The 21,441-nt window shown below is 74.2% G+C and carries 18 protein-coding genes and 1 pseudogene; 6 read left to right on the top strand and 13 right to left on the bottom strand.

What is annotated here, in order from left to right; all coding sequences use genetic code 11:
* The first annotated feature begins 12 nt into the window (after positions 1-12).
* On the top strand, positions 13-1,941 hold the full coding sequence (locus tag ACFCY1_RS08885; RefSeq protein WP_375874028.1) for a regulator: 1,929 nt from the start codon (positions 13-15) through the stop codon (positions 1,939-1,941).
* Between the two features lie 71 nt (positions 1,942-2,012).
* On the opposite strand, the gene ACFCY1_RS08880 is transcribed toward ACFCY1_RS08885, so the two are convergent.
* The 3 genes from ACFCY1_RS08880 to ACFCY1_RS08870 all read right to left on the bottom strand — a co-directional run bounded on the left by ACFCY1_RS08880 (position 2,013) and on the right by ACFCY1_RS08870 (position 6,159).
* Entirely contained in the window at positions 2,013-3,239 is a 1,227-nt protein-coding gene (locus tag ACFCY1_RS08880) for a cation:proton antiporter (RefSeq protein WP_049659880.1), read from the bottom strand.
* 194 nt (positions 3,240-3,433) lie between these two features.
* Positions 3,434-4,765 carry an FAD-dependent oxidoreductase gene (locus ACFCY1_RS08875; protein WP_074000878.1) on the bottom strand — a complete coding sequence of 444 codons (1,332 nt, stop codon included), beginning with the start codon at positions 4,763-4,765 and terminating at the stop codon, positions 3,434-3,436.
* 488 nt (positions 4,766-5,253) lie between these two features.
* The gene (locus tag ACFCY1_RS08870; protein ID WP_375874027.1) at positions 5,254-6,159 is read right to left on the bottom strand and encodes a TIGR01777 family oxidoreductase; all 906 of its coding nucleotides are present in this window, start codon (positions 6,157-6,159) and stop codon (positions 5,254-5,256) included.
* Positions 6,160-6,244: 85 nt separating this feature from the next.
* Here ACFCY1_RS08870 and ACFCY1_RS08865 point away from each other — a divergent pair, with 85 nt between their 5' ends.
* Positions 6,245-6,742, top strand: coding sequence for a GNAT family N-acetyltransferase (locus ACFCY1_RS08865; protein WP_375874026.1), 498 nt, complete (start codon positions 6,245-6,247; stop codon positions 6,740-6,742).
* A gap of 151 nt (positions 6,743-6,893) precedes the next feature.
* Positions 6,894-7,982, top strand: a complete 1,089-nt coding sequence (locus tag ACFCY1_RS08860) for a DUF2510 domain-containing protein (protein WP_375874025.1) — start codon at positions 6,894-6,896, stop codon at positions 7,980-7,982.
* 41 nt (positions 7,983-8,023) lie between these two features.
* Here the strand turns inward: ACFCY1_RS08860 and ACFCY1_RS08855 are convergent, their stop codons facing one another.
* The 7 genes and pseudogenes from ACFCY1_RS08855 to cobU form a co-directional block, all read right to left on the bottom strand.
* Complete coding sequence (locus ACFCY1_RS08855; protein WP_049658975.1) at positions 8,024-8,539, bottom strand: DUF4240 domain-containing protein; 516 nt, start codon at positions 8,537-8,539, stop codon at positions 8,024-8,026.
* A gap of 181 nt (positions 8,540-8,720) precedes the next feature.
* Entirely contained in the window at positions 8,721-10,505 is a 1,785-nt protein-coding gene (gene sucB / locus ACFCY1_RS08850) for a 2-oxoglutarate dehydrogenase, E2 component, dihydrolipoamide succinyltransferase (RefSeq protein WP_375874024.1), read from the bottom strand.
* Positions 10,506-10,585: 80 nt separating this feature from the next.
* A complete protein-coding gene (gene lpdA, locus ACFCY1_RS08845) occupies positions 10,586-11,992 on the bottom strand; it encodes a dihydrolipoyl dehydrogenase (RefSeq protein WP_107086631.1) in 1,407 nt (468 codons plus the stop codon).
* Positions 11,993-12,403: 411 nt separating this feature from the next.
* Positions 12,404-13,906, bottom strand: a complete 1,503-nt coding sequence (locus tag ACFCY1_RS08840; protein ID WP_049659339.1) for a leucyl aminopeptidase — start codon at positions 13,904-13,906, stop codon at positions 12,404-12,406.
* Positions 13,907-14,165: 259 nt separating this feature from the next.
* On the bottom strand, positions 14,166-14,957 hold the full coding sequence (locus ACFCY1_RS08835; RefSeq protein ID WP_375874023.1) for an adenosylcobinamide-GDP ribazoletransferase: 792 nt from the start codon (positions 14,955-14,957) through the stop codon (positions 14,166-14,168).
* A 118-nt stretch (positions 14,958-15,075) separates the two neighbouring features.
* Entirely contained in the window at positions 15,076-16,200 is a 1,125-nt protein-coding gene (locus ACFCY1_RS08830) for a nicotinate-nucleotide--dimethylbenzimidazole phosphoribosyltransferase (protein ID WP_049651854.1), read from the bottom strand.
* A 28-nt stretch (positions 16,201-16,228) separates the two neighbouring features.
* Positions 16,229-16,789 (bottom strand): annotated as a pseudogene (gene cobU / locus ACFCY1_RS08825) (bifunctional adenosylcobinamide kinase/adenosylcobinamide-phosphate guanylyltransferase); the annotation flags it as partial.
* A 123-nt stretch (positions 16,790-16,912) separates the two neighbouring features.
* Between cobU and ACFCY1_RS08820 the strand changes: the two are divergent.
* Positions 16,913-17,113, top strand: coding sequence for a hypothetical protein (locus ACFCY1_RS08820; RefSeq protein WP_049651853.1), 201 nt, complete (start codon positions 16,913-16,915; stop codon positions 17,111-17,113).
* Between the two features lie 30 nt (positions 17,114-17,143).
* Here ACFCY1_RS08820 and ACFCY1_RS08815 read toward each other — a convergent pair whose 3' ends face one another.
* A complete protein-coding gene (locus tag ACFCY1_RS08815) occupies positions 17,144-17,884 on the bottom strand; it encodes a class I SAM-dependent methyltransferase (RefSeq protein ID WP_181970803.1) in 741 nt (246 codons plus the stop codon).
* 179 nt (positions 17,885-18,063) lie between these two features.
* On the bottom strand, positions 18,064-18,663 hold the full coding sequence (locus tag ACFCY1_RS08810) for a DUF3043 domain-containing protein (RefSeq protein WP_241852715.1): 600 nt from the start codon (positions 18,661-18,663) through the stop codon (positions 18,064-18,066).
* A 316-nt stretch (positions 18,664-18,979) separates the two neighbouring features.
* On the opposite strand from ACFCY1_RS08810, the gene ACFCY1_RS08805 reads away from it, so the two are divergent.
* Together ACFCY1_RS08805 and ACFCY1_RS08800 are read left to right on the top strand one after the other, a co-directional pair.
* Positions 18,980-19,768, top strand: a complete 789-nt coding sequence (locus tag ACFCY1_RS08805) for a PspA/IM30 family protein (protein ID WP_049651861.1) — start codon at positions 18,980-18,982, stop codon at positions 19,766-19,768.
* Positions 19,769-19,805: 37 nt separating this feature from the next.
* Positions 19,806-20,099, top strand: a complete 294-nt coding sequence (locus ACFCY1_RS08800; RefSeq protein ID WP_049651850.1) for a hypothetical protein — start codon at positions 19,806-19,808, stop codon at positions 20,097-20,099.
* An 81-nt stretch (positions 20,100-20,180) separates the two neighbouring features.
* Here the strand turns inward: ACFCY1_RS08800 and nadA are convergent, their stop codons facing one another.
* The gene (nadA, locus tag ACFCY1_RS08795; RefSeq protein WP_375874022.1) at positions 20,181-21,365 is read right to left on the bottom strand and encodes a quinolinate synthase NadA; all 1,185 of its coding nucleotides are present in this window, start codon (positions 21,363-21,365) and stop codon (positions 20,181-20,183) included.
* Between the last annotated feature and the right edge of the window lie 76 nt (positions 21,366-21,441).

Genomic DNA, 21,441 nt, shown 5'->3' with positions numbered 1-21,441 from the left:
GTGTTGACAGACATGCCCCAACGGCCTGCAACCGACAGCCCGGCGTACGGACCGCTCGACCCGCTCGGCCAGCACCGAGGTCCGGTCGGCCGGACCCTTCCGGACGCCCCCGACGCCCTGACCGCCGACGCCATGACCGCCGACACGCTGACGGCCGACGCCATGACCGCCGACGCGTCGACCACCGACACGTTGACCGCCGACGCCCCGGACGCCGACGACCTGCGGCTGCCGGTGCAGGCCACACCCGACCGGCACGAGAACCCCGTCGTGCCCGCGCCCGCCCCGGCCCGCGGCGCCGGCCACTCCGGCCCGGCCCCGCAGAACGGCCAGCTCGCGGCGCTGATCGAGGAGGCCGGCTTCTCGCACGCGGGCCTGGCCCGCCGGGTCGACCAGCTCGGCCTGGAGCACGGCCTCGACCTGCGCTACGACAAGACCTCGGTCACCCGCTGGCTGCGCGGCCAGCAGCCGCGCGGGGCCACCCCGGCGCTGATCGCCGAGGTCTTCACCCGCCGGCTCGGCCGCCGCCTCACCGCCCAGGACCTCGGCCTGGACGCCTGCGCCCCGGTCTACGCGGGCCTGGAGTTCGCCGAGACGCCGCAGGAGGCGGTGGACATCGTGGCGAGCATGTGGCGCAAGGACAACGGCCCGCAGTCCGAGCTGCGCCGGATCGCCTTCACCCCGGCCGGCCTGGTCGTCCCCAGCCGGGACTGGCTGATCGGCCGCACCGACGAGCGGGTCGCCCGGGACGGCTCCACCCTGGCCCGGCCGGACACCGCCACCGGCCCACCCTCCGGCAGCGCCACCTCCGCGGCCATCACCGGCGCCCCGGCGCCGGGTGCGCCCGGCGCGTCCCCCGGGAGCCCGTTGCGCGGCCCGGCCCCCGGCGCCCCCGGGGCCCCCACCGCGCGCAGCACCGCCGGGACGACCGGCACCGCCCCCACCATCGGCCGGGTGCCGATCCAGAGCCGCCGCCCGCCGGTCGCCGTCGAGCCGCCGTACACCGACCCGGCCCGCGAGTCCCGCCCCACCCTGCGGGTCGGCCGCGGCGACATCGCCGCCATCCGGGCCGTCGGCGACCTCTTCCGCGCGCTCGACCACGCCTACGGCGGCGGCCACGCCCGCCAGGCGCTGGTCCGCTACCTGGAGAGCGAGGCCGAGCCGATGCTGCGCGGCCGCTACGGCGAGCAGATCGGCCGGGCCCTGTTCGGCGCCGTCGCCGACCTCACCAGGCTGGCCGGCTGGACGTCCTTCGACATCGCCGCGCACGGCCTCGCCCAGCGCTACTTCGTCCAGGCGCTGCGCCTCTCCCAGGCCGCCGGGGACCGCGCGCTCGGCGGCTACGTGCTGGTGACGATGAGCCAGCAGGCCGTCCACCTCGGCCACGGCCGGGAGGCGGTCCAGCTCGCCAGGGTCGCCCAGCAGGGCGTGGGCACCGCCGTGCCGCCGGTCGTCCAGTCGCTGATGCACGCCGCCGAGGCGCGCGGGCACGGCCTGCTGGGCGACGTCCGGTCCTGCACCACCGCCCTGGTGCGCGCCGAGCGCGCCCTGGCGGCGGCCCGGACGGGCGACGAACTGCCCTCCTGGGCGCGGTACTTCGACGAGGCCCAGCTCTCCGACGAGTTCGCCCACTGCTACCGCGACCTCCAGCAGTGGCGGACGGCCGCGCAGCACGCCGAGAAGTCGCTGCGGCTGCGCTCGCCCGCCTACGCCCGCAGCCGGATCTTCTGCCGCCTGGTGCTGGCCACCGCCCGGCTCGGCATGGGGGACCTCGACGAGGCGTGCACCATGGCCACCGACGCGCTGCGGGCGGCGGGGGAGATGCGCTCGGCCCGCTCGCTGGAGTACGTCCGGGACTTCCACCGCCGCCTCACCCCCTACCGCGGCAGCCCGGTGGCCCGCGCCTTCGAGGAGACGGCCCGGCAGGCGGGAGTGATCTGAGCGCGGAGGTGAACTGACCGGCGGAGTGCGTGGGGACGGGCCTCACGCACCCGGCGTACGGAGGCCCGGGCCTACCAGCTCTCGGCCCGGACCCTCGGCTGATCCGCGTCGGCCGCCACCGGCGGCCGCGCGCCGCCGCGCACCCGCTGCGCCGCCAGCGGGAACACCAGCACCGACAGCATCCCGGCGCCGACCAGCGCCGCCGCGGTGGAGGACGGCAGGTGCCCGGCGTCCACCTCGATGGTGGTGATCACCACGACCAGCGGCAGCGCCGTCGCCCCGTACAGCGCGAGCGCCGCGCGGTCGCGCAGGCCGAGCCCGGCCGGGGCGAGCAGCGCGGCGGGCAGCCCCCGCACGGCCAGGAAGAGCAGCAGGAACACCGGGACCAGCAGCAGCGTGCCCGGGTCGTCCAGCAGGGCGTCCAGGTCGAAGTTCATCCCGCTGACCACGAAGAACACCGGCACCAGGAAACCGAAGCCGATGCCCTCCAGCTTGGCCTCGATCACCTCCTCCTCGGCCTGCCGGACGCCGGCCAGCAGCAGCCGGGAGACGATCCCGGCGACGAAGGCCCCGAGCAGCATGTCGAGGTCCAGCCAGAGCGCGGCGGCGACCATGGCGGCCAGCACCAGGATCACCGCGCGGATCGCGAACTGTCCGGAGGTGCGCAGGGTCCGTTCGATCAGCCGGGTGGTCCAGGCCGGGCGGGGCCGGCGCGCGCCGAACACGGCGAGCGCGGTGATCACCGCGAAGGCCCCGAGGATGACCGCCGTGCGGGCCGGGGAGTTGCCGCTGAGCAGGGCGGCGATCGCGATGATCGGCCCGAACTCGCCGACCGCCCCGGTGGCCATCACCAGGGAGCCGAAGGGCGTGGGCAGTTCACCGGAGTCGCGGAGGATCGGCAGGATGGTGCCGAGCGCCGTGGTGGTGAGCACCAGCCCGGCGAAGGCGCCGTCCAGCGGGTCCCGGTTGACCAGCGCGCCCACGCCGAGCCCGACGGCCACCGAGACCAGCCACGCGGTGCCCGCCCGTTTCAGCGGGCCGCCGCGCAGCTTGGCGAAGTCGATCTCGTAGCCGGCCAGGAACATCAGCATGGCCAGGCCGAACTGGGAGAGCGCGTCGACCAGGCCGTCGACGTGCGCCCAGCCCAGGACGTCCGGGCCGATCAGGACGCCGAGCACGATCTCGAACACGACGGTCGGGACGGCGATCCACCGCAGCAGCCGGTCGGCGAGCAGCGGGGCGGCCACGGCTGCGGCGGGGATCAGGATCAGGGTCAGCGGCTGGGCGGCGGCGCTCACCGCGCAACCGGCCGAACGGTCGAAACCATCCGATGAACGGTCAGAGCAGGCACCCCGGCATCCTGGCACGCCGTCGGTCTGTCACCCCGGCAGACCGCTGGTGTGTCCCGGTGCCCCGATGCGCTCCGGTGGTGGCAACGGCCGCCCCTGCCGCCCCGCCGCTCGGACCGCCCCGACGGCCACCCGTGCCGCCGTCAGGCCGCCGCCTCCGCCTCCCGGGCGTCCGCCGGGACGCCGAGGTCGCCCAGGACCGCCTGCGCCGCCCGCCGCCCGGAGACCAGCGCGCCCTGCACGGTGCTGGTGTCCCGGTGGTCCCCGGCGACGTACAGCCCGGCCAGCAGCCGCACCGGGCGGCGGGGGTTGTGCGGCGGCGGCATCGCGGGCAGCGCGTCCGGGACGTGCCGTACGCCGAGGAACTGCCAGCCCGAGGTCGGGACGTCGTACAGCTCGGTCAGCCGGGCCCGGACGGCCGGCTCCAGCCCGGCCGGGCCGCCCACGTCGAAGGCGCGCCGCCCGAGCACGGTGGTGGCGATCAGCGCCTGGCCGGCCGGGGCGTAGGACGGGTGCAGCTCGCTGAGCACCAGCGAGTGCGAGACCAGTGGCGGGTGCCCGTTCGGCCGGTCGCCGTCGAGCAGCAGGACGGCCTCGCCCAGCGGGGCGGTGTCGGCCGCGTGGTAGAAGGTCGTGACGGGGTGGAAGTCCGGCAGCCGCAGCCCGGGCAGCAGTCCGGTGGCGGAGCGGGCGTCGGTGGCGACGATGACGGCCTGGGCGCCGATCCGCCCGTGCGCGAGGGTCTCGACGCCGTCCGCGGCGATCGAGGTGACCTGCACCCGGGTGCGGACGGTTCCGGCGGGCAGGGCGGCGGCCAGCTGGGCCGGTACCGCCGCGATCCCGCCGGCGGGCAGACAGAGCCGCCCGCGCGCGTACGAGCGCAGCACCAGGTCGGCGATCCGGCTGCTGGTGCCGAGAGCCGGATCGGAGAGCAGCGCGCTGAGCAGCGGGCGCAGGAAGCCGTCCACGGTGCGCTGGGCGAGGCCGTGGCCGGCCAGGGCGCGGGCGGCGGTGGTCTCCGGGCGGGCCTGGAGCCGGCCGACCGGGGTGGTGGCGAGCCGGCCGAGCCGGCCGGCCAGCCGGGCCTTGTCCAGCGGGCTGCCGAGCGGGGCCCGGGCGGCGGCCTGCCGGGCGACGGCGAGCTGGGGGTCCCCGGCGCGGTACCGGCGGCCGGCGCTGTGCACCAGCACGCCGGGCGCGAGCGGGCGCAGGTCGAGGCGGTCGAGGTCGAGCGTGCGGCGCAGCTCGGGGAAGGCGGTGTTCAGCAGGTGACTGCCGTCGTCGAGCCGGAATCCGTCCTGCTCGCGGGTGGCCATCCGGCCGCCGATCCGGTCGGTGGTCTCCAGGACCTGGACGTCGAGGCCGTGGCCGGTGAGCGCGCGGGCGGCGGCCAGGCCCGCGAGTCCGGCGCCGACCACGACGACGTCCGGGTCGGACGGCCGGCGGGCGCGGCGGGTGAAGTCGTACGTGGGCACTGGGGTGCTCCCTCCCTGGTCCCGGGGCTCCGGCCGACGCAGGCAGCGGGGTGCCGGGACACGGTCCGTGGAGGGTGATGCCCAGTCAGTACGAGCATCAGACAAGCGCATCGGGCCGGATCCGAGGGCCGGGGAGGGTTGTGCGGCACCGGGCGGGGGCGCGGTCACGGACAGTGCGCCGTGGTGGCCGGGTTCGGGGGTCGGCGGGCGCGTACGGTCACCGGGGGCGTGCGACGCGCCCACCATGTGCTCCCGTGCGCCCCCTCCTCGGGCCCCCTCGGGCCGGGCCCGGCATATGCCGCTGGCCAGGGTGGATGCCGCGGTCGGAGTACGCACGGCTCCGCACGCCCCGCGCGCACGCCCACGCGTCACATCGCCGCGAGCACACCCATCCGTCACACCGCCGCGCGCACGCCCAGGCGTCGCGCCCCCGCGCGCACGCCTACCGGTCACATCGCCGCGAGCACCGCCACACGCACGCCGGCCCGTCACATCGCCGCGAGCACCGCCGAGTACACGTCCGGGTGGGTGAAGCGGAAGCCCGCGTCCAGCAGCCGCCGCGGCACCACCCGGTGGCTGCCGACCACCTCGACCGCCAGCTCGCCCAGCACCGCCTTGAGCACCGCCTCCGGCACCGGGAACGGCGTCGGCCGCCGCAGCGCCCGCCCGAGCGCGGTGGTCAGCTCGGCGTTGGTCGCCGGGTTCGGCGCGGTGAGGTTGAAGGCGCCGGAGAGGCCGTCGTGGTCGATCAGGAACCGCAGCGCGGCCACCTCGTCGTGCAGCGAGATGAAGCTCCAGTACTGCCGCCCGTTGCCGAGCCGCCCGCCGAGGCCCAGCTTGAAGAGCGGGAAGAGCCGTCCGCCCGCCCCGCCAGACGCGGACAGCACCATCCCGGTGCGGGGGTGGACGACCCGGATCCCGGCCCGTTCGGCCGGCCTGGCGGCGTCCTCCCACTCCCGGCAGACCTCGGCCAGGAAGTCGTCCCCGGCGGGGGAGTCCTCGTCGATCACCCGGTCGCCGGTCTGTCCGTACCAGCCGACCGCGGAGGCGCTCACCAGGACCTGCGGCGGCTCCTTGAGCGCGGCCAGGGCGACGGCCAGCGTCTCGGTGCCGTACGCCCGGCTCTCCCGGATCTCCCGCTTGTAGGAGTCCGTCCAGCGGCGGTCGCCGACCCCGGCGCCGGCCAGGTGCACCACGGCCTGGACCCCGGTCAGCCCGTCCCGCTCGACCTCGCCGAGCAGCGGGTTCCAGCCGATCGCCGTGCTGCCGTCCGGCCGGGGGCCGGTCTTGGAGCGGTGCCGGACCAGCCGGACCACCTCGTGGCCGTCCGCCAGCAGGGAGCGGACGAGCGCCGAACCGATCAAACCCGTGGAACCCGTGACAGCGATGCGCATGCGCCCATCCTCGCAGCTCCCGCCCGCTCCCGCGGTGTTCCCGACCGCCCGTCACCTTCGCATGCGTCCCGTTAGCATGACGCGCATGCCTGACGACGATCTGATCATCCGTACGGCTCGGAGCGAGGACGAGCGCGAACTCGCCGTCCTCAACCACGCCGCCTGGTCCGTCCTGTCCGACGTCTCCCCGCGACCGCCCGTCGAGGACCCGGTCTTCGACGAGCGGCACCCGGCCGAGCAGTACCTGCTGGCCGTGCTGGACGGCCGGATCGTCGGCTACGTCCGTCAGGTCCCGGCCACCCCGCTGGCGAGCAACCGGCACGTCCGGCAGATCCAGGGCCTGGCCGTCGACGGCACCGTCCGCGGCCGGGGCATCGGCCGCCGGCTGGTCGAGGCGGCCTGCGCGGCGGCCCGGGCCGAGGGCGCCCGCAAGCTGACCCTGCGGGTGCTCGGCTGGAACGCCCCGGCCCGTCGGCTCTACGAGAGCTGCGGCTTCGTCGTCGAGGGCTCGCTGGCCGAGGAGTTCCTCATCGACGGCCGGTACGTGGACGACGTCTGGATGGCCCGCCGCCTGGCCGACTGAGCCCCGGACGGCACCCCGCCGAGCCCGCCCGGGCCCGCGCCGAAGATCCGAACAGGCTTGCCGCGAGCGGATGTTCGGCGTTCCGGGCCGGTGCCGAGTCGTGACGGTTCCGCGCTGTCTGGACCGCCGCCGCGCCGGGTACCGTACGCCCGTGAGCAACTCGACGCCTCCCGGGTGGTACCCGGTCCCGGGTGCGGACGGCACCCCCGGTCACGAGCGCTGGTGGGACGGCAACGCCTGGAGCAGCGAGGTCCGACCGCTCCAGGACGGCGTCGCGGGCGGGCTCGCCGACGCCCCCACCCAGACCCGGCCGCCGTCCGACCAGCGGCCCGGCTACGGCTACCCCGGCGGCCCCGCGGCGCCCTACGGCCACCCGGGCCAGGACGCCCACCAGGCCCCGGCCTACGGCTACCCGGGGCAGGACGCCTACCAGGCCCAGGGCGGCTACCCGGCCCAGGGCGCCTACCCCGGCCAGGGCCCCGGCTACGGGTACCCGGGCCCGGGCTACCCGCCGCCCCCGGCGGCCAAGGCCAGGCCGCAGACCGGCCTGGTCATCGGCATCGCGGTCGCCGTGCTGGCCGTGGGCGGGATCGTCGCCGGCATCGTGTTCAGCGGCGGCGGCGACCGGAGGGCGGACCCGACCCCGGACCCCACGGTCACCGTGACCCAGAGCGGCAGCCCCACGTCGAGCCCCAGCCCCACCGTGCCCACGCCCACCCCCAAGCCCAAGCCCCTGCCGGTGGTCAAGAGCACCGTCCCCGACCCGCAGCACGCGATCACCGTGCCGGTCTTCGACGGCTGGGACGTGTCCACCAACCCGCCGCACTCGACGGTCTACCTCGGCACCGGCCGCTACAGCTGCCCGGACGGCAGCTCCTGCATCCGCGGCCAGTTCTCGGTTGAGAAGGACACCGTCCAGGGCACCACCCCCAAGGCGGCCGCCGACGCCCAGATCCCCGTCTACGCCGGGCAGATCTTCTCCGGGGTCAGCTCGCACACCGACGCGGGATCCGGGTACGTCAGGGTGGCCGGGGTGCTCGGCTACGCCACCCGCTGGCACATCCGCACCACGGACGGTACCCAGGGCTACGTCCTGCTGGCCGCCCTCCCGGCCAAGGGCGGTGGCTACGTGGTCATGGAGGGCGGCGTGGACGACAGCCCGGCCGCGCCGGACTTCTCGGCGCTGGACCAGATCCTCAACGGCATCCAGCAGGACAGCTCCTCCGGCAGCAGCACCTGACGAAACCGCGAGGGCCGGTCCGCAGGCCCGTCCGGTCCGCCCTAATCCCCGTACCGCTCCCAGAGCTTGGGGTAGCGCTTGGCCATCACGTCCGGGTCGTCGAAGTCCAGCGCCGGCCCGGACGGCTGCTCGGCCTGCCGCCCGCCCACCTCGGGCAGCGGCAGCCCGGTCAGCCGCTCGTACGCCTCGTCGGCGGCGTAGCCGAGGTCCTCGGCGTCGCCGTCCTCCTCCTCGTCGAACTCCGGCAACAGGTCCGCCAGGTCGTCCGGTTCGGCCAGTCCGCCCTCGAAGACCTCGCGGCCCTGGCCGATCAGCCAGAAGCGGAAGTAGTCGAAGGAGTCGTCCGAGGCGCCGTCGAGCAGCAGGTAGGCCGCGCCCCACAGGTCGTTGCGGTAGGCGCGCCGGAACCGCGCCTGGAACAGCCGGGCGAAGTCGATCACGTCGTCCGGGGTCAGCTGGAGGAGCCGTTCCACCAGGAGGTCGGCCTGTTCGTCGGGGTCGCCGTCGGCGGCGTCCCGGGTGTCGTCGATGATCTGCCAGAAGTCCGTCTCGTCCATCACCGCTCAAGCATCCCCGTTCGGCCGCCTCCGCGCATGCCACGACTCGACACGGGCCCGTGCCCGGTGTGCCCGGGGCTCCGGAACCCGGTGCGCCCGGGGGCCGGGAACGGCGGAACCCCGCGCCGTCCGGGGACGACGCGGGGTTCCGTACGCGGGGTGCCGCGGGGACCTGGTGGGGTCAGAGGCCGAGCTCGACCTCGAACTCGCCGGCCTCCAGGATCTCCTTGACCGCGACCAGGTAGCGGGCGGCGTCGGCGCCGTCCACCAGGCGGTGGTCGTAGGAGAGCGACAGGTAGGTCATGTCGCGGATGCCGATGGCGGTGCCGCCGTCGGCCTCGATGACGACCGGGCGCTTGACGGTGGCGCCGATGCCCAGGATGGCGACCTGGTTCGGCGGCACGATCACGGTGTCGAACAGCGCACCGCGCGAGCCGGTGTTGCTGATGGTGAAGGTGGCGCCGGACAGCTCGTCCGGGGTGATCTTGCTGTCGCGGACCTTGCTGGCCAGCTCGGCGGTCTTCTTCGAGATGCCGGCGATGTTGAGGTCGCCCGCGCCCTTGATGACCGGGGTCATCAGGCCCTTCTCGGAGTCCACCGCGATACCGATGTTCTCGGTGTCGAAGTAGGTGACCGTGCCCTCGGCGTCGTTGATCCGGGCGTTGACGACCGCGTGGACCTTCAGCGCCTGGGCGGCGGCCTTGACGAAGAACGGCATCGGGGAGAGCTTGACGCCCTCGCGGGCCAGGAAGCCCTCCTTCGCCTTGGCGCGCAGCGACATGATCTTGGTGACGTCCACCTCGACCACGCTGGTCAGCTGGGCCTGCTCGTGCAGCGCCTTCAGCATGTTGTCGCCGATGACCTTGCGCATGCGGGTCATCTTGACGGTCTGACCGCGCAGGGCGGACGGCGCGGCGGCGGCCTTCGGCGCGGCGGCCGGGGCGGCAGCGGCGACCGGGGCCGGAGCGGCCTTGGCGGCCTCCGCGGCGGCGATGACGTCCTGCTTGCGGATGCGGCCGCCGACGCCGGTGCCGGCGACGGAGGACAGCGCGACGCCGTGCTCGGCGGCGAGCTTGCGCACCAGCGGGGTGACGTAGGCGTCACCGCTGTCGGCCACCGGAGCGGCCGGGGCGACCGGAGCCGGAGCGGCGACGGGGGCCGGAGCGGCAACCGGGGCGGGAGCGGCCACCGGAGCCGGGGCGGCGACCGGAGCGGCCGGAGCGACGGGGGCCGGGGCAGCGACCGGAGCCGGGGCGGCAACGGGAGCCGGAGCGGCAACCGGGGCCGGGGCCGGAGCGGCAACCGGAGCCGGAGCGGCGACCGGGGCCGGGGCGGCGGCGACGGCACCGGCGGCACCGATCAGCGCGAGCTGGGCGCCGACCTCGGCGGTCTCGTCCTCGGCGACCAGGATCTTCACCACGGTGCCGGCGACCGGCGACGGGATCTCGGTGTCGACCTTGTCGGTCGACACCTCCAGCAGCGGCTCGTCGACCTCGACGGTGTCGCCCTCGGCCTTCAGCCAGCGGGTGACGGTGCCCTCGGTGACCGACTCGCCCAGAGCGGGCAGCAGCACCGGGGTGGCGTCGGCGGCCGGAGCGGCGGCCGGGGCCGGGGCGGCAACGGGGGCCGGAGCGGCGACCGGAGCCGGGGCAGCGACCGGAGCCGGGGCGGCGACCGGGGCCGGCGCGGCCTCGACGACCGGGGCCGCGGCGGCGACCGGGGCGCCCGAGCCGTCGTCGATGATCGCCAGCTCGGCGCCCACCTCGACGGTCTCGTCCTCGGCGACCTTGATCGAGGCCAGGATGCCGGAGGCCGGGGCCGGGATCTCGGTGTCGACCTTGTCGGTCGACACCTCCAGCAGCGGCTCGTCGACCTCGACACGCTCACCCTCGGCCTTCAGCCAGCGGGTGACGGTGCCCTCGGAAACGCTCTCGCCCAGCGCGGGCAGTGTTACTGAGACCGCCATGGTTTCAGCGACTCCTATCAAGTCTTGCGTACGGGAAGTACTTGCGTACGGGAAGTACCGGGAAAGGGGGTGGGGCGTGATCAGTCGTGCGCGTGCAGCGGCTTGCCGGCCAGCGCCAGGTGCGCCTCGCCCAGGGCCTCGGACTGGGTCGGGTGCGCATGGATGAGCTGCGCGACCTCGGCCGGGAGCGCCTCCCAGTTGTAGATCAGCTGGGCTTCACCGACCTGCTCGCCCATGCGGGCGCCGACCATGTGGACGCCGACCACGGCGCCGTCCTTGACCTGGACGAGCTTGATCTCGCCGGCGGTCTTCAGGATCTTGCTCTTGCCGTTGCCGGCCAGGTTGTACTTCAGGGTGACGACCTTGTCCTTGCCGTACAGCTCGACGGCCTTGGCCTCGGAGATGCCGACGGAGGCCACCTCGGGGTTGGAGTAGGTCACCCGCGGAACGCCGTCGTAGTCGATCGGCACCGGCTTGAGGCCGGCCAGGCGCTCGGCGACCAGGATGCCCTCGGCGAAGCCGACGTGGGCCAGCTGGAGGGTCGGGGCGAGGTCGCCGACGGCGGAGATGGTGGGCACGTTGGTGCGCATGTACTCGTCGACGAGGACGTAGCCGCGGTCCATCGCGACGCCGTTCTCCTCGTAGCCGAGGCCGGCCGAGACGGGGCCGCGGCCGATGGCGACGAGCAGCAGGTCGGCGTCGATCTGCTTGCCGTTCTCGGTGGAGACGCGGACACCGGTCTCGGTGTACTCCACGCCCGAGAAGCGGGCCTTCAGCTCGAACTTGATGCCGCGCTTGCGGAACGCGCGCTCCAGGAGCTTGGAGGAGTTCTCGTCCTCCAACGGGACGAGGTGCGGCAGCGCCTCGACGATGGTGACCTCGACGCCGAAGGACTTCCAGACCGAGGCGAACTCGACGCCGATCACGCCGCCGCCGAGGATGACGACCGACTTCGGGATGCGGTCGAGCTTGAGGGCGTGGTCCGAGGAGATCACGCGGTTGCCGTCGATCTCCAGGCCCGGGATCGAGCGCGGCACGGAGCCGGTGGCCAGGACGATGTGACGGCCTTCGATGCGCTGGCCGTTGACGTCCACCGAGGTCTGCGAGGAGAGCTTGCCCTCGCCCTGGATGAAGGTGACCTTGCGGGAGGCCACCAGGCCCTGGAGGCCCTTGTACAGGCCGGCGATCACGTCGTCCTTGTACTTGTGGACGCCGTTGATGTCGATGCCCTGGAAGGTGGCCAGGACGCCGAACTCGGCGGCCTCCTTCGTCTCGTCCGCGATCTCCGCGGCGTGCAGCAGCGCCTTGGTCGGGATGCAGCCGCGGTGCAGGCAGGTGCCGCCCAGCTCACCCTTCTCGACCAGGGCAACACTCAGGCCCAGCTGAGCGGCGCGGAGCGCCGCGGCGTAACCGCCGCTTCCGCCTCCGAGAATGACTACGTCGAAAACGGTGCTGGCGTCGTTCGCCACGTCACGTCCTCCATGCATGGGGTGGGTCGCCGGGCCGGTCGCGGTCCGGTGGGTCGGAAGCCTTTGTGGGGCGCCCAGTCGTGCCGGAAATACATCTTCGCACTTGTTCACGGTGGCTGATGTCCGGGTCCGCCCCAGGGGTGTCCCGCGGAGTGGTCACCGGGGCGGGAACGCCCCCGACGGAAGGGCATCATCGCAGCTCAGAGCGGTGTTGACAGCCGCCGGACGGGCGTCTTCCGCGCCATCCGCCACGGCTTCTTCCGCACTGTGGAACAAAGTTTCGCCCGCAGCGAACAGGCGTGCGTCGCGGCGCTCCGGCCTACTCGCGGGTAACCGGGCCGGAACGCCGACGGGGCCCGGCGCACACGCGCCGGGCCCCGTCGCAGCGGGTCCTGGACCGGGGGACGCCCCGGGTCAGGGGTGTCCGGGTCAGGCCTTGCCGTTCGCCCGCTGCTCGGCGAAGCGGACCAGGGTGCGCACCGCGCTCGCGGTGCCGCCCTTCGGGGTGTAGCCGTACGGCGCGCTCTCGTGGAACGCCGGACCGGCGATGTCCAGGTGCGCCCAGTCGGTGCCCTCGGCCACGAACTCCTTCAGGAACAGGCCGGCCACCAGGCCGCCGCCCATCCGCTCGCCCATGTTGGCCAGGTCGGCGATGGTCGACTCGGTCATGCCCTTGCGCAGGTCGGCCGGCAGCGGCATCGGCCAGGACTGCTCGCCCACCTCGCCGGCCAGGGCGTGCAGGCCGTCGCGCAGCTCGTCGTTGTTCGACATCACACCGAAGGTGCGGTTGCCCAGGGCCAGCACCATGGCGCCGGTCAGGGTGGCCACGTCGACGATGACGTCCGGGTTCTCCTCGCCGGCCCGCACGATCGCGTCGGCCAGCACCAGGCGGCCCTCGGCGTCGGTGTTCAGCACCTCGACGGTCTTGCCGCCGTACATCCGCAGCACGTCGCCGGGGCGGGTGGCGGAGCCGGACGGCATGTTCTCGGCCAGCGCCAGCCAGCCGGTCACGTTGACGGCCAGGCCCAGGCGCTTGGCGGCCACCACGGCGGCGAACACGGCGGCGGCGCCGGCCATGTCGCACTTCATGGTCTCGTTGTGGCCGGCCGGCTTCAGCGAGATGCCGCCCGAGTCGTAGGTGATGCCCTTGCCGACGAACGCCAGGGTGGCCTTGGCCTTCGGGTGGGTGTAGGCCACCTTCACCAGGCGGGGCGGGTTCGCCGAGCCGATGCCGACGCCGATCAGGCCGCCGAAGCCGCCCTTGGTCAGCGCCTTCTCGTCCAGCACCTCGACCTTGAGGCCGTGCTCCTTGCCGGCCGCCTGGGCGATCGCGGCGAAGCTCTTCGGGTTCAGGTCGTTCGGCGCGGTGTTGACCAGGTCGCGGGCCCGGTTCATCTCCTCGCCGATCGCGGTGGCGCGCTCCACGGCGGCCTTGGCGTCCTTGCTGCCCTTGCGGGCGGCCAGCACGACCAGCTCGCCGACCGGCTCCTTGCCGTTGCCGTCGCCCTTGTAGGTGCCGAAGGCGTACGAGCCGAGCAGGCCGCCCAGCGCGACCGCCTCGATGTCCGCCGCGGACTCGGCCGGCAGGGCCAGCGCGGCCTTCTTGGCACCGGCCAGGGTGCGGGCGGCGACACCGGCGGCGCGGCGCAGCGTCTCCAGCGCGTAACCGTCCTCGGCGGCCTCGCCCAGGCCGACCGCGAGCACGAGCGCGGCCTTCAGGCCGGCGGGGGAGGGGACCTTGACGGCCTCGCCCTCGGCGCCGGTCGCGCCCAGGGTGCTGAGGACCTCGGTCAGCTTGCCCTCGAACGCCTCGTTCACGGCCTCGGCACCGGGGGCCAGCACGATGCCCTTCGGGCCCTTCGCGACACCGACCACCAGGGCGTCCGCGCGCAGCGAGGCGGCGGAGGAGGTGCTCACAGACAATGCAGTCACGTAATGCGTCCTGTTCTTTCGCGGTCCACGGCCGGCCACGGCGAGGCTGCCGCACCGGCGCAGCCCGCGCCGTCGCAGGCCGTCCGCCGGCGGGCCTCCGGGTCCGGGCCCCCTGGCTGCGCGCGTCCGCCGGGGTGGCCGCGTACACCAGAGGCCCCGGCTCCTCGGTACGCGCCGGGCGGGCAGGACCTGCCACGGTGCAGGGCTGCGGTGCTCCACGCATGGTAGTCCGCATGGTGGGATCACGCGCCGCCCGGTGTCAGCCGAGCAACGCCAGGGCGAACAGCGAGGCGGTCGCGGCGGTTTCGGCCATCGCGCCGAGCACGTCCCCGGTGATCCCGCCGAACCTGCGCACGCACCGCCGGAGCAGCAGCCAGGAGCAGCCCGTGCCGACCGCAACGGCCAGCGGGAGGCGGAGAACTGACCATCCGTCGAGCAGTCCGGCCGCGGCCAGGGCGAGCGCGGCGGCGGCCGTCGCGGCGGCGGCCCCGGCGGGCGGCACGGTGCCCGCGACCATCGCCCCCAGCCCGCCCGGCCGGGCGGCCGGCACCGAGCGCAGACAGCCCCAGGCGAGCGCGCAGCGGGCGGCCGTCGCCGAGGCGAGCACCGCGAGCGCGCCGCGCAGCGGGGAGTGGCCGAACTGGCCGGCCAGCGCGGCCACCTGGGCGAGCAGGACGAGGACCAGGGTCAGGACGCCGAACGGACCGATGTCGGACTGCTTCATGATGCGCAGCGCGTCCTCGGCCGGCTTCCCGCTGCCCAGCCCGTCGGCGACGTCCGCCAGGCCGTCCAGGTGCAGACCCCGGGTCAGCCCGGCGAGCACCCCCACCGCGGCCACCGCGCCGAGCGGCCCGCCCGCCCGCCAGGCCACCAGGGCCCCGACCACGGCCGCCAGGGTGCCCAGCACCAGCCCGACCACCGGGGCCGCCACCATCGCCCGGGCCGCCGCGGCCCGGTCCCAGCGCTCCACCCGCACCCGCAGCACGGACAGCGTCCCGAACCCGAACCGCAGGCCCTCGGCCCAGCCGGCCCGGTCGCCGCGGTCCGTCATGTGCGTGTTCCTCTCGAAGGTCAGACAGCAGGACAGTCAGACAGCAGGACAGTAGGAGAGGGCGGGAAAGCAAGAACGCCCCGGCGAAGGGGCGTTCTCCGGACGGCCGGGGCCGCCGCTACAGCTTCCGCAGCAGGTCCGCCGCCGAGGGCAGCCTCGGCTGCTCCTTCGGCGCGCCCGGCGCCGCCGGCACGAAGGGCTTCGGCGCCTCGTCCGCGAGCACGTCCCCCGCGGCCTGGAGCAGCGGCAGCGCCAGCAGCGCGCCGACGCCCTCGCCCATGGTGATGCCCTGGTCCTGCAGCGGCGTCAGGGTCAGCCGGTCGTACGCCTTCGCCTGGGCCGGCTCGCCGCTGGACTGCCCGGCGCGCCACCACTCCGGTGCCCGGAAGGCGATCCGCTGCGCGACCAGCGCGCAGGCCGCCGAGACCACGCCGTCCAGCACCACCGGCAGCCGTCGGACGGCCGCCTGGAGCAGGAAGCCGGTGATCGCGGCGAAGTCGGCGCCGCCGGTGGCGCCGAGCAGGGCCAGCTGGTCGCCGAGCACCGGCCGGGCCCGCCGCAGCGAGTCCCGGATGGTGGCGCACTTGACCATCCACACCCGGTCGTCGATCCCGGAGCCGCGCCCGGTCACCGCCGCCGCGTCGGTCCCGCAGAGCGCGCCGACCAGCACGCCGGCCACCGTGGTGGCGCCGACCCCGAGGTCGCCGAGCAGCACCAGGTCGGTGCCGGCGTCGGCCTCCTCGTCGGCGACGGCCATGCCGGCCCGGAACGCCCGGACGGTCTCCTGGGCGGTGAGCGCGTCCTCGACGTCGATCCGCCCGGAGCCGCGCCGGATCCGGTGGGCGACCACCTCGTCCGGGAAGTCGGTCGGGTCGGCGTCCACGGCGACGTCGACGACCCGCACCTGGGCGCCGTAGCGCGCGGCCAGCCGGGACACCGGCGCGCTGCCGTCGAGCACGGCCCGCACCCGGGCCGCGGTGCCACCCCGGGCGGGCATCCGGGAGACCCCGAGCGCCGCCACGCCGTGGTCGGCGGCGAACAGCAGCACCTTGGGGGCGGAGACGGGCAGCACCGGCGAGCGCCCCTGTACGGAGGCCAGCCAGCTGCCCAGCTCCTCGAGCCGGCCGAGCCCGCCGCGCGGCCGGTCGGCCGCCTGCCAGCGCTCCTCGGCGGCCCGCCGGGCGCTCTCGTCGGGGCGCTCGACGAGCGAGGAGAACGTATCGAGATCCACGGTCGTGTCCATCGTCCGGAAGGCTACACGGCGCGGGTGTTCAGCCAACGGCTGGCTTGACGGTCAGCACCTGACCGGCCACCACCAGCAGGACCCGCTCGGAGGCGTCCGCCACGGCCATGTTGAGCCGGCCCAGGGTGTCGCGGAAGCGGCGGCCCGCGGCGGTGGCCGGGACGACGCCCATGCCGACCTCGTTGCTCACCGCGACGGCGGTCCGTCCGGTGGCCGCCCAGGCCCGCGCCAGCGCCTCGCAGCGGCGCTGCACGGCGGCCTCGCCGCCGGCCGCCCAGACCTCGTCGTCCCAGGCGCCGCACTCGTCCATCACGGCGGTCAGCCACAGGGCGAGGCAGTCGACCAGCACCGGTGCCGGGTCGGCCGGGTCGGCCAGCACGGCCTCCAGGTCGCAGGTCTCGGCGGTGCGCCAGCTCGCCGGCCGGCGCTCCCGGTGCAGCGCGACCCGCTGGGCCCACTCGGCGTCGCCGTCGCGGGTGCCGCCGGTGGCCACGTACAGGACGTCCGGACGGTCGGCGAGCAGTTGCTCGGCGCGGGTGGACTTGCCGGAGCGGGCGCCGCCGAGCAGCAGGGTGCGGGGCAGCGGGGGACGGGTGGGCTCGGATCGGGTCGCCATGCCGTCCATCCTGCCGGAGCAGGCATACGGAAGATCGGGCCGGGCAGGCTATGGTGCGCAGCAACACAGGCAGCGTGGTCAGTGGGAGGAGCCGGCATGGTCTGGACGTGGCGGTACGAGAAGGCGGACGGCAGCGCGGTGACGCCGGGCGCCGGCCAGGAGGAGTTCGCCGGCCAGGGGGACGCCGAGACCTGGATCGGGGAGACCTGGAAGCAGCTCGCGGAGGACGGTGTGGACACCGCGGTGCTGCTGGAGGACGACCGGGTCGTCTACTCGATGAGCCTGGGCGAGGAGTAGCGCGGACGGGGTGGAGCGGCCGCGGCGCGGCTACTTCGCCCCGATCACGTGCAGGAGCGCGGCGACCTGCCGGTACGGGTCGGTGCGGCCGGCCCGGTCCTCGGCTTCCAGGAGCTGGGCCAGCTGCCGCCCGTCCACCGGCGGGGCCGCGTCGTCCGGGGCGCTGTCGGTGAAGACCCGCACGCCGTACCAGTGCCGCAGCGGGACGGACACCTCGGAGAGGGTGACGGTGAGGTCGGCGAGCCGGTCGGCCCGTGCGGCCAGTCCGAGCCGGTTGTAGTACCGGTCGCTCTCGAAGGCGTGCAGGGCGGCCCGCCAGTCCCCGGCGGCGGCCGGCCGCAGGGCGAGCGCGTCGCGGTTGCGGACCAGCAGCGAGAGCAGCCCCCCGGGCGCCAGCAGCCGGGCCAGCGAGGCGATCATCGGGTCAGGGTCGGGCAGGTACATCAGGACGCCGTGGCAGAGCACCACGTCGAAGCTGCGCGGGCCGAACCAGCGCCCGCACTGGTGGCCGTCGCCGCTGAGCAGCTGCATCCGGCCGCGGACCTCCGGCGGCTCCTCGGCGAGCGCCCCCTGGGCGACACCGAGCGCGACCGGGTCCGAGTCGATCCCGGTGACGTAGTGGCCGGCCCGGGCCAGCCGCAGGGCCTGGGTGCCCTGGCCGCAGCCGATGTCGAGGACGCGCTGCCCGCTGCGGCCGGCCAGCTGTTCGGCGAGCTGGCGGGCGACGAGCTCCTGGCGGACGAAGTTGCGCAGCCCGCCGAGCCGGTCCAGCCAGGCGCCGGTGCCGCCCGCGAAGGAGCCGCTGCGCGAGGGCAGCCGACGCTCCTGGGCGAGGCGGTCGTGGCCGCCGTCGCCCTGCCCCGGCAGCGCGCCGCCCTGCCCGGGGAGTGCGTAGAGGCCGGGCCCCTCCCAGGAGGGCGGGGCCCAGCCGGAGCCGACCGGTTCGGCGGTCAGGGCTTCTCCCCGCGCCGCACCTGCGGCTTGGGCAGGCGCAGCCGGCGCATCTGGAGGGTGCGCATGATGCCGTACGCGACGGCGCCGCGGGTGTTCTGGTCGGCGAAGCGCTCGGCCAGCTGCTTGCGCAGGCCGAAGCCGAGGCGGACGAAGTCCAGGATCACCAGCACGAAGAACAGCAGGAACAGCAGCGTGGAGAGCAGCTGGAGCGCCGGCACCTTGACGATGCTGAGCACCAGGATGACCACGGCGGCCGGCAGGAAGAACTCGGCCAGCGACCAGCGGGAGTCCACGTAGTCGCGGGCGAACTTGCGCACCGGGCCCTTGTCACGGGCCGGCAGGTGGCGCTCGTCGCCGTTCATCAGCGCCTGGCGCTGCTTCTCGCGCTCGGCGCGCATCCGCTCGCGCCCCTGGCGGGCGGCCTCCTTGCGGTCCTTGGGCACGGTCACCCGGGTACGCCGGTTGGCCTCGGCCTCACTGCGCTTGGGGGTGGGGCGGCCCTTCTTGGCCTGCGGATCGCGGGCCTGGGTCGTCTCGTCCTGCTTCTCCAGCACGGTGGCGGAGGCGGCGGCATCATCTGAACGGCGTCGGAACACACCACCAGCGTACGGGGTGCGACGCGGCTTCCACGGGCGCCCTCGGAACCGAACACATATCGATACCGCCAGGTCGCCGTCCGAAGCGGGTTTCCCGGGCCCTTCCCGTAGGGGATCAGTCGGATGGACGATGGGGGGGATGAGGGGCGGATCCACCCGGGGGAGGAGGAAACGCCACTGGTCGCTGTAGCAGTCTTGTTGCAGGCAGGTGCACTGCGGCGAAGGGCTCGCTGCACATACACTCGTCGTGTCTGGTAACGAGATAGAGACCGCAGGCCGGAGAAGGGGGCACCCGAGGCCCATGAGCGACGGAATCATGAAGCGTATGGGGCTGATCTTCCGCTCCAAGGCGAACAAGGCCTTGGATCGGGCGGAGGATCCGCGTGAGACGCTTGACTACTCCTACCAGAAGCAGCTTGAGCTGCTCCAGAAGGTACGGCGTGGTGTCGCGGATGTCGCGACCTCGCGCAAGCGGCTCGAACTCCAGCTGACGCAGCTCCAGCAGCAGTCGGCGAAGTACGAGGACCAGGGCCGCAAGGCGCTGTCGCTCGGCCGGGAGGACCTCGCCCGCGAGGCGCTGACCCGCAAGGCCAACATGCAGTCGCAGATCAACGACCTGGAGACGCAGTACCAGCAGCTCCAGGCCGAGGAGGAGAAGCTCACCCTCGCCTCCCAGCGACTTCAGGCCAAGGTGGACGCCTTCCGCACCAAGAAGGAGACCATCAAGGCGACGTACACCGCCGCCCAGGCGCAGACCCGCATCGCCGAGTCCTTCTCCGGGATCTCGGAGGAGATGGGCGACGTCGGCCTGGCGATCCAGCGTGCCGAGGACAAGACCGCCCAGATGCAGGCCCGGGCGGGCGCGATCGACGAGCTGCTGGCCTCCGGTGCGCTCGACGACGCGAGCGGTCTCGGCCGCAAGGACGACATCGAGGCCGAGCTGGAGCGGGTGGCCGGCGGTTCCGACGTCGAGCTGGAGCTGGCCCGGATGAAGGCCGAGCTCTCCGGTCCCTCCTCGGCCGGCCCCGCCGCGATCGAGCAGGGCAAGCAGGACGTCCAGCCGCAGCCGCAGCAGGACACCCCGCGCATCAACTACAACAAGTGATCTGAGCTCGACCCCACGAACCAGGGAGACGCACGGCATGATCATGAGGGTCATGGGTGAGGGGCAGTACGAGGTGGGCGACGACCACCTGAACCTGCTCAACGAGCTCGACGCCGAGCTCGTCACCGCAGTGGAGTCGGGGGACGAGGCGCTCTTCCGTGAGGCCTACGGCAAGCTCATCGAGGCGGTGAAGCAGTACGGCACCCCGGTGCCGCTGGATTCGCTGGAGCCGTCCGAGCTGATCCTGCCGAGCGCCGACGCGACGATCGACGAGGTCCGCGAGCTGCTGATGGCCGACGGCGAGGGCGTGATCCCGGGCTTCCCGGAGTAGGGCCGCGGCCGCTGCCAGACGAAAGGGCGGGCCCCCTCCACCACGGAGGGGGCCCGCCCTTCGGCTGTTGTCCGCGGACGGCTACGGCAGGGCCAGCATCCGGTCCAGCGCCGCCTTGGCGTAGGTCTCGGTCTCCGGGTCGACGGTGATCACGTTCGGCACCCGGCCCTCGACCAGCGACTCCAGCGCCCAGACCAGGTGCGGCAGGTCGATCCGGTTCATGGTCGAGCAGAAGCAGACCGCCCGGTCCAGGAAGACGATCTCCTTGTCCGGGTGCGCCTTGGCCAGGCGGCGGACCAGGTTCAGCTCGGTGCCGATGGCCCACTTGGAGCCGGGCTCGGCGGCGTCCAGCGCCTTGATGATGTACTCGGTCGAGCCCACCATGTCGGCGGCCGCGACGACCTCGTGCTTGCACTCGGGGTGCACCAGGACGTTCACGCCGGGGATCCGCTCGCGGACGTCGTTCACCGAGTCCAGGCTGAACCGGCCGTGCACCGAGCAGTGGCCGCGCCAGAGGATCATCTTGGCGTCCCGCAGCTGCTCGGCGGTCAGGCCGCCGTTCGGCCGGTGCGGGTTGTAGACGACGCAGTCGTCCAGCGAGAAGCCCATGTCCCGTACGGCGGTGTTGCGGCCGAGGTGCTGGTCGGGCAGGAAGAGCACCTTCTGCCCCTGCTCGAAGGCCCACTCCAGGGCGCGCTTGGCGTTGGAGGAGGTGCAGATGAGGCCGCCGTGCCGGCCGGTGAAGGCCTTGATGTCGGCGGAGGAGTTCATGTACGAGACCGGGACGGTGGCGTCGGCTATGCCGGCGTCGGTCAGCACGTCCCAGCACTCGGCGACCTGCTCGGCGGTGGCCATGTCGGCCATCGAGCAGCCGGCCGCGAGGTCCGGCAGGACGACCTGCTGGCGGTCGCTGGTGAGGATGTCCGCGGACTCGGCCATGAAGTGCACGCCGCAGAAGACGATGTACTCGGCCTCGGGGCGGGCGGCCGCGTCGCGGGCGAGCTTGAAGGAGTCGCCGGTGACGTCGGCGAACTCGATCACCTCGTCGCGCTGGTAGTGGTGGCCGAGGATGAAGACGCGGTCGCCGAGCGCGGCCTTGGCCGCGCGGGCGCGCTCGACGAGGTGGGGGTCGGAGGCCGGGGGGAGGTCACCGGGGCATTCGACGCCGCGCTCGCTGTTCGGGTCGGCCTCGCGGCCGAGCAGCAGCAGAGCGAGCGGCGTCGGAGTGGGGTCGACGCCGTGGGTCTCGGTGATGGTGGTGGTCACGGGCGGGTGCCCTTCTGTGCGGCCGAGCTAGCGGTGGGGCCTTTTCGTCTAACTGACGCTATCTATTCTAACCGCT

Source organism: Kitasatospora sp. NPDC056273, assembly GCF_042268845.1.
Classification (GTDB): domain Bacteria; phylum Actinomycetota; class Actinomycetes; order Streptomycetales; family Streptomycetaceae; genus Kitasatospora.
This window is presented reverse-complemented; position numbering and strand designations above follow the sequence as displayed.

Bases quoted from the DNA above. Each gene is read 5' to 3' on its own strand.
- ACFCY1_RS08805 (WP_049651861.1), top strand. From the start codon at position 18,980: ATGAAGCGTATGGGGCTGATCTTCCGCTCCAAGGCGAACAAGGCCTTG.
- ACFCY1_RS08800 (WP_049651850.1), top strand. From the start codon at position 19,806: ATGATCATGAGGGTCATGGGTGAGGGGCAGTACGAGGTGGGCGACGAC.
- ACFCY1_RS08830 (WP_049651854.1), bottom strand. From the start codon at position 16,200: ATGGACACGACCGTGGATCTCGATACGTTCTCCTCGCTCGTCGAGCGC.
- ACFCY1_RS08870 (WP_375874027.1), bottom strand. From the start codon at position 6,159: ATGCGCATCGCTGTCACGGGTTCCACGGGTTTGATCGGTTCGGCGCTC.
- ACFCY1_RS08865 (WP_375874026.1), top strand. From the start codon at position 6,245: ATGCCTGACGACGATCTGATCATCCGTACGGCTCGGAGCGAGGACGAG.
- ACFCY1_RS08855 (WP_049658975.1), bottom strand. From the start codon at position 8,539: ATGGACGAGACGGACTTCTGGCAGATCATCGACGACACCCGGGACGCC.
- lpdA (WP_107086631.1), bottom strand. From the start codon at position 11,992: ATGCATGGAGGACGTGACGTGGCGAACGACGCCAGCACCGTTTTCGAC.
- ACFCY1_RS08885 (WP_375874028.1), top strand. From the start codon at position 13: ATGCCCCAACGGCCTGCAACCGACAGCCCGGCGTACGGACCGCTCGAC.
- sucB (WP_375874024.1), bottom strand. From the start codon at position 10,505: ATGGCGGTCTCAGTAACACTGCCCGCGCTGGGCGAGAGCGTTTCCGAG.
- ACFCY1_RS08820 (WP_049651853.1), top strand. From the start codon at position 16,913: ATGGTCTGGACGTGGCGGTACGAGAAGGCGGACGGCAGCGCGGTGACG.
- ACFCY1_RS08835 (WP_375874023.1), bottom strand. From the start codon at position 14,957: ATGACGGACCGCGGCGACCGGGCCGGCTGGGCCGAGGGCCTGCGGTTC.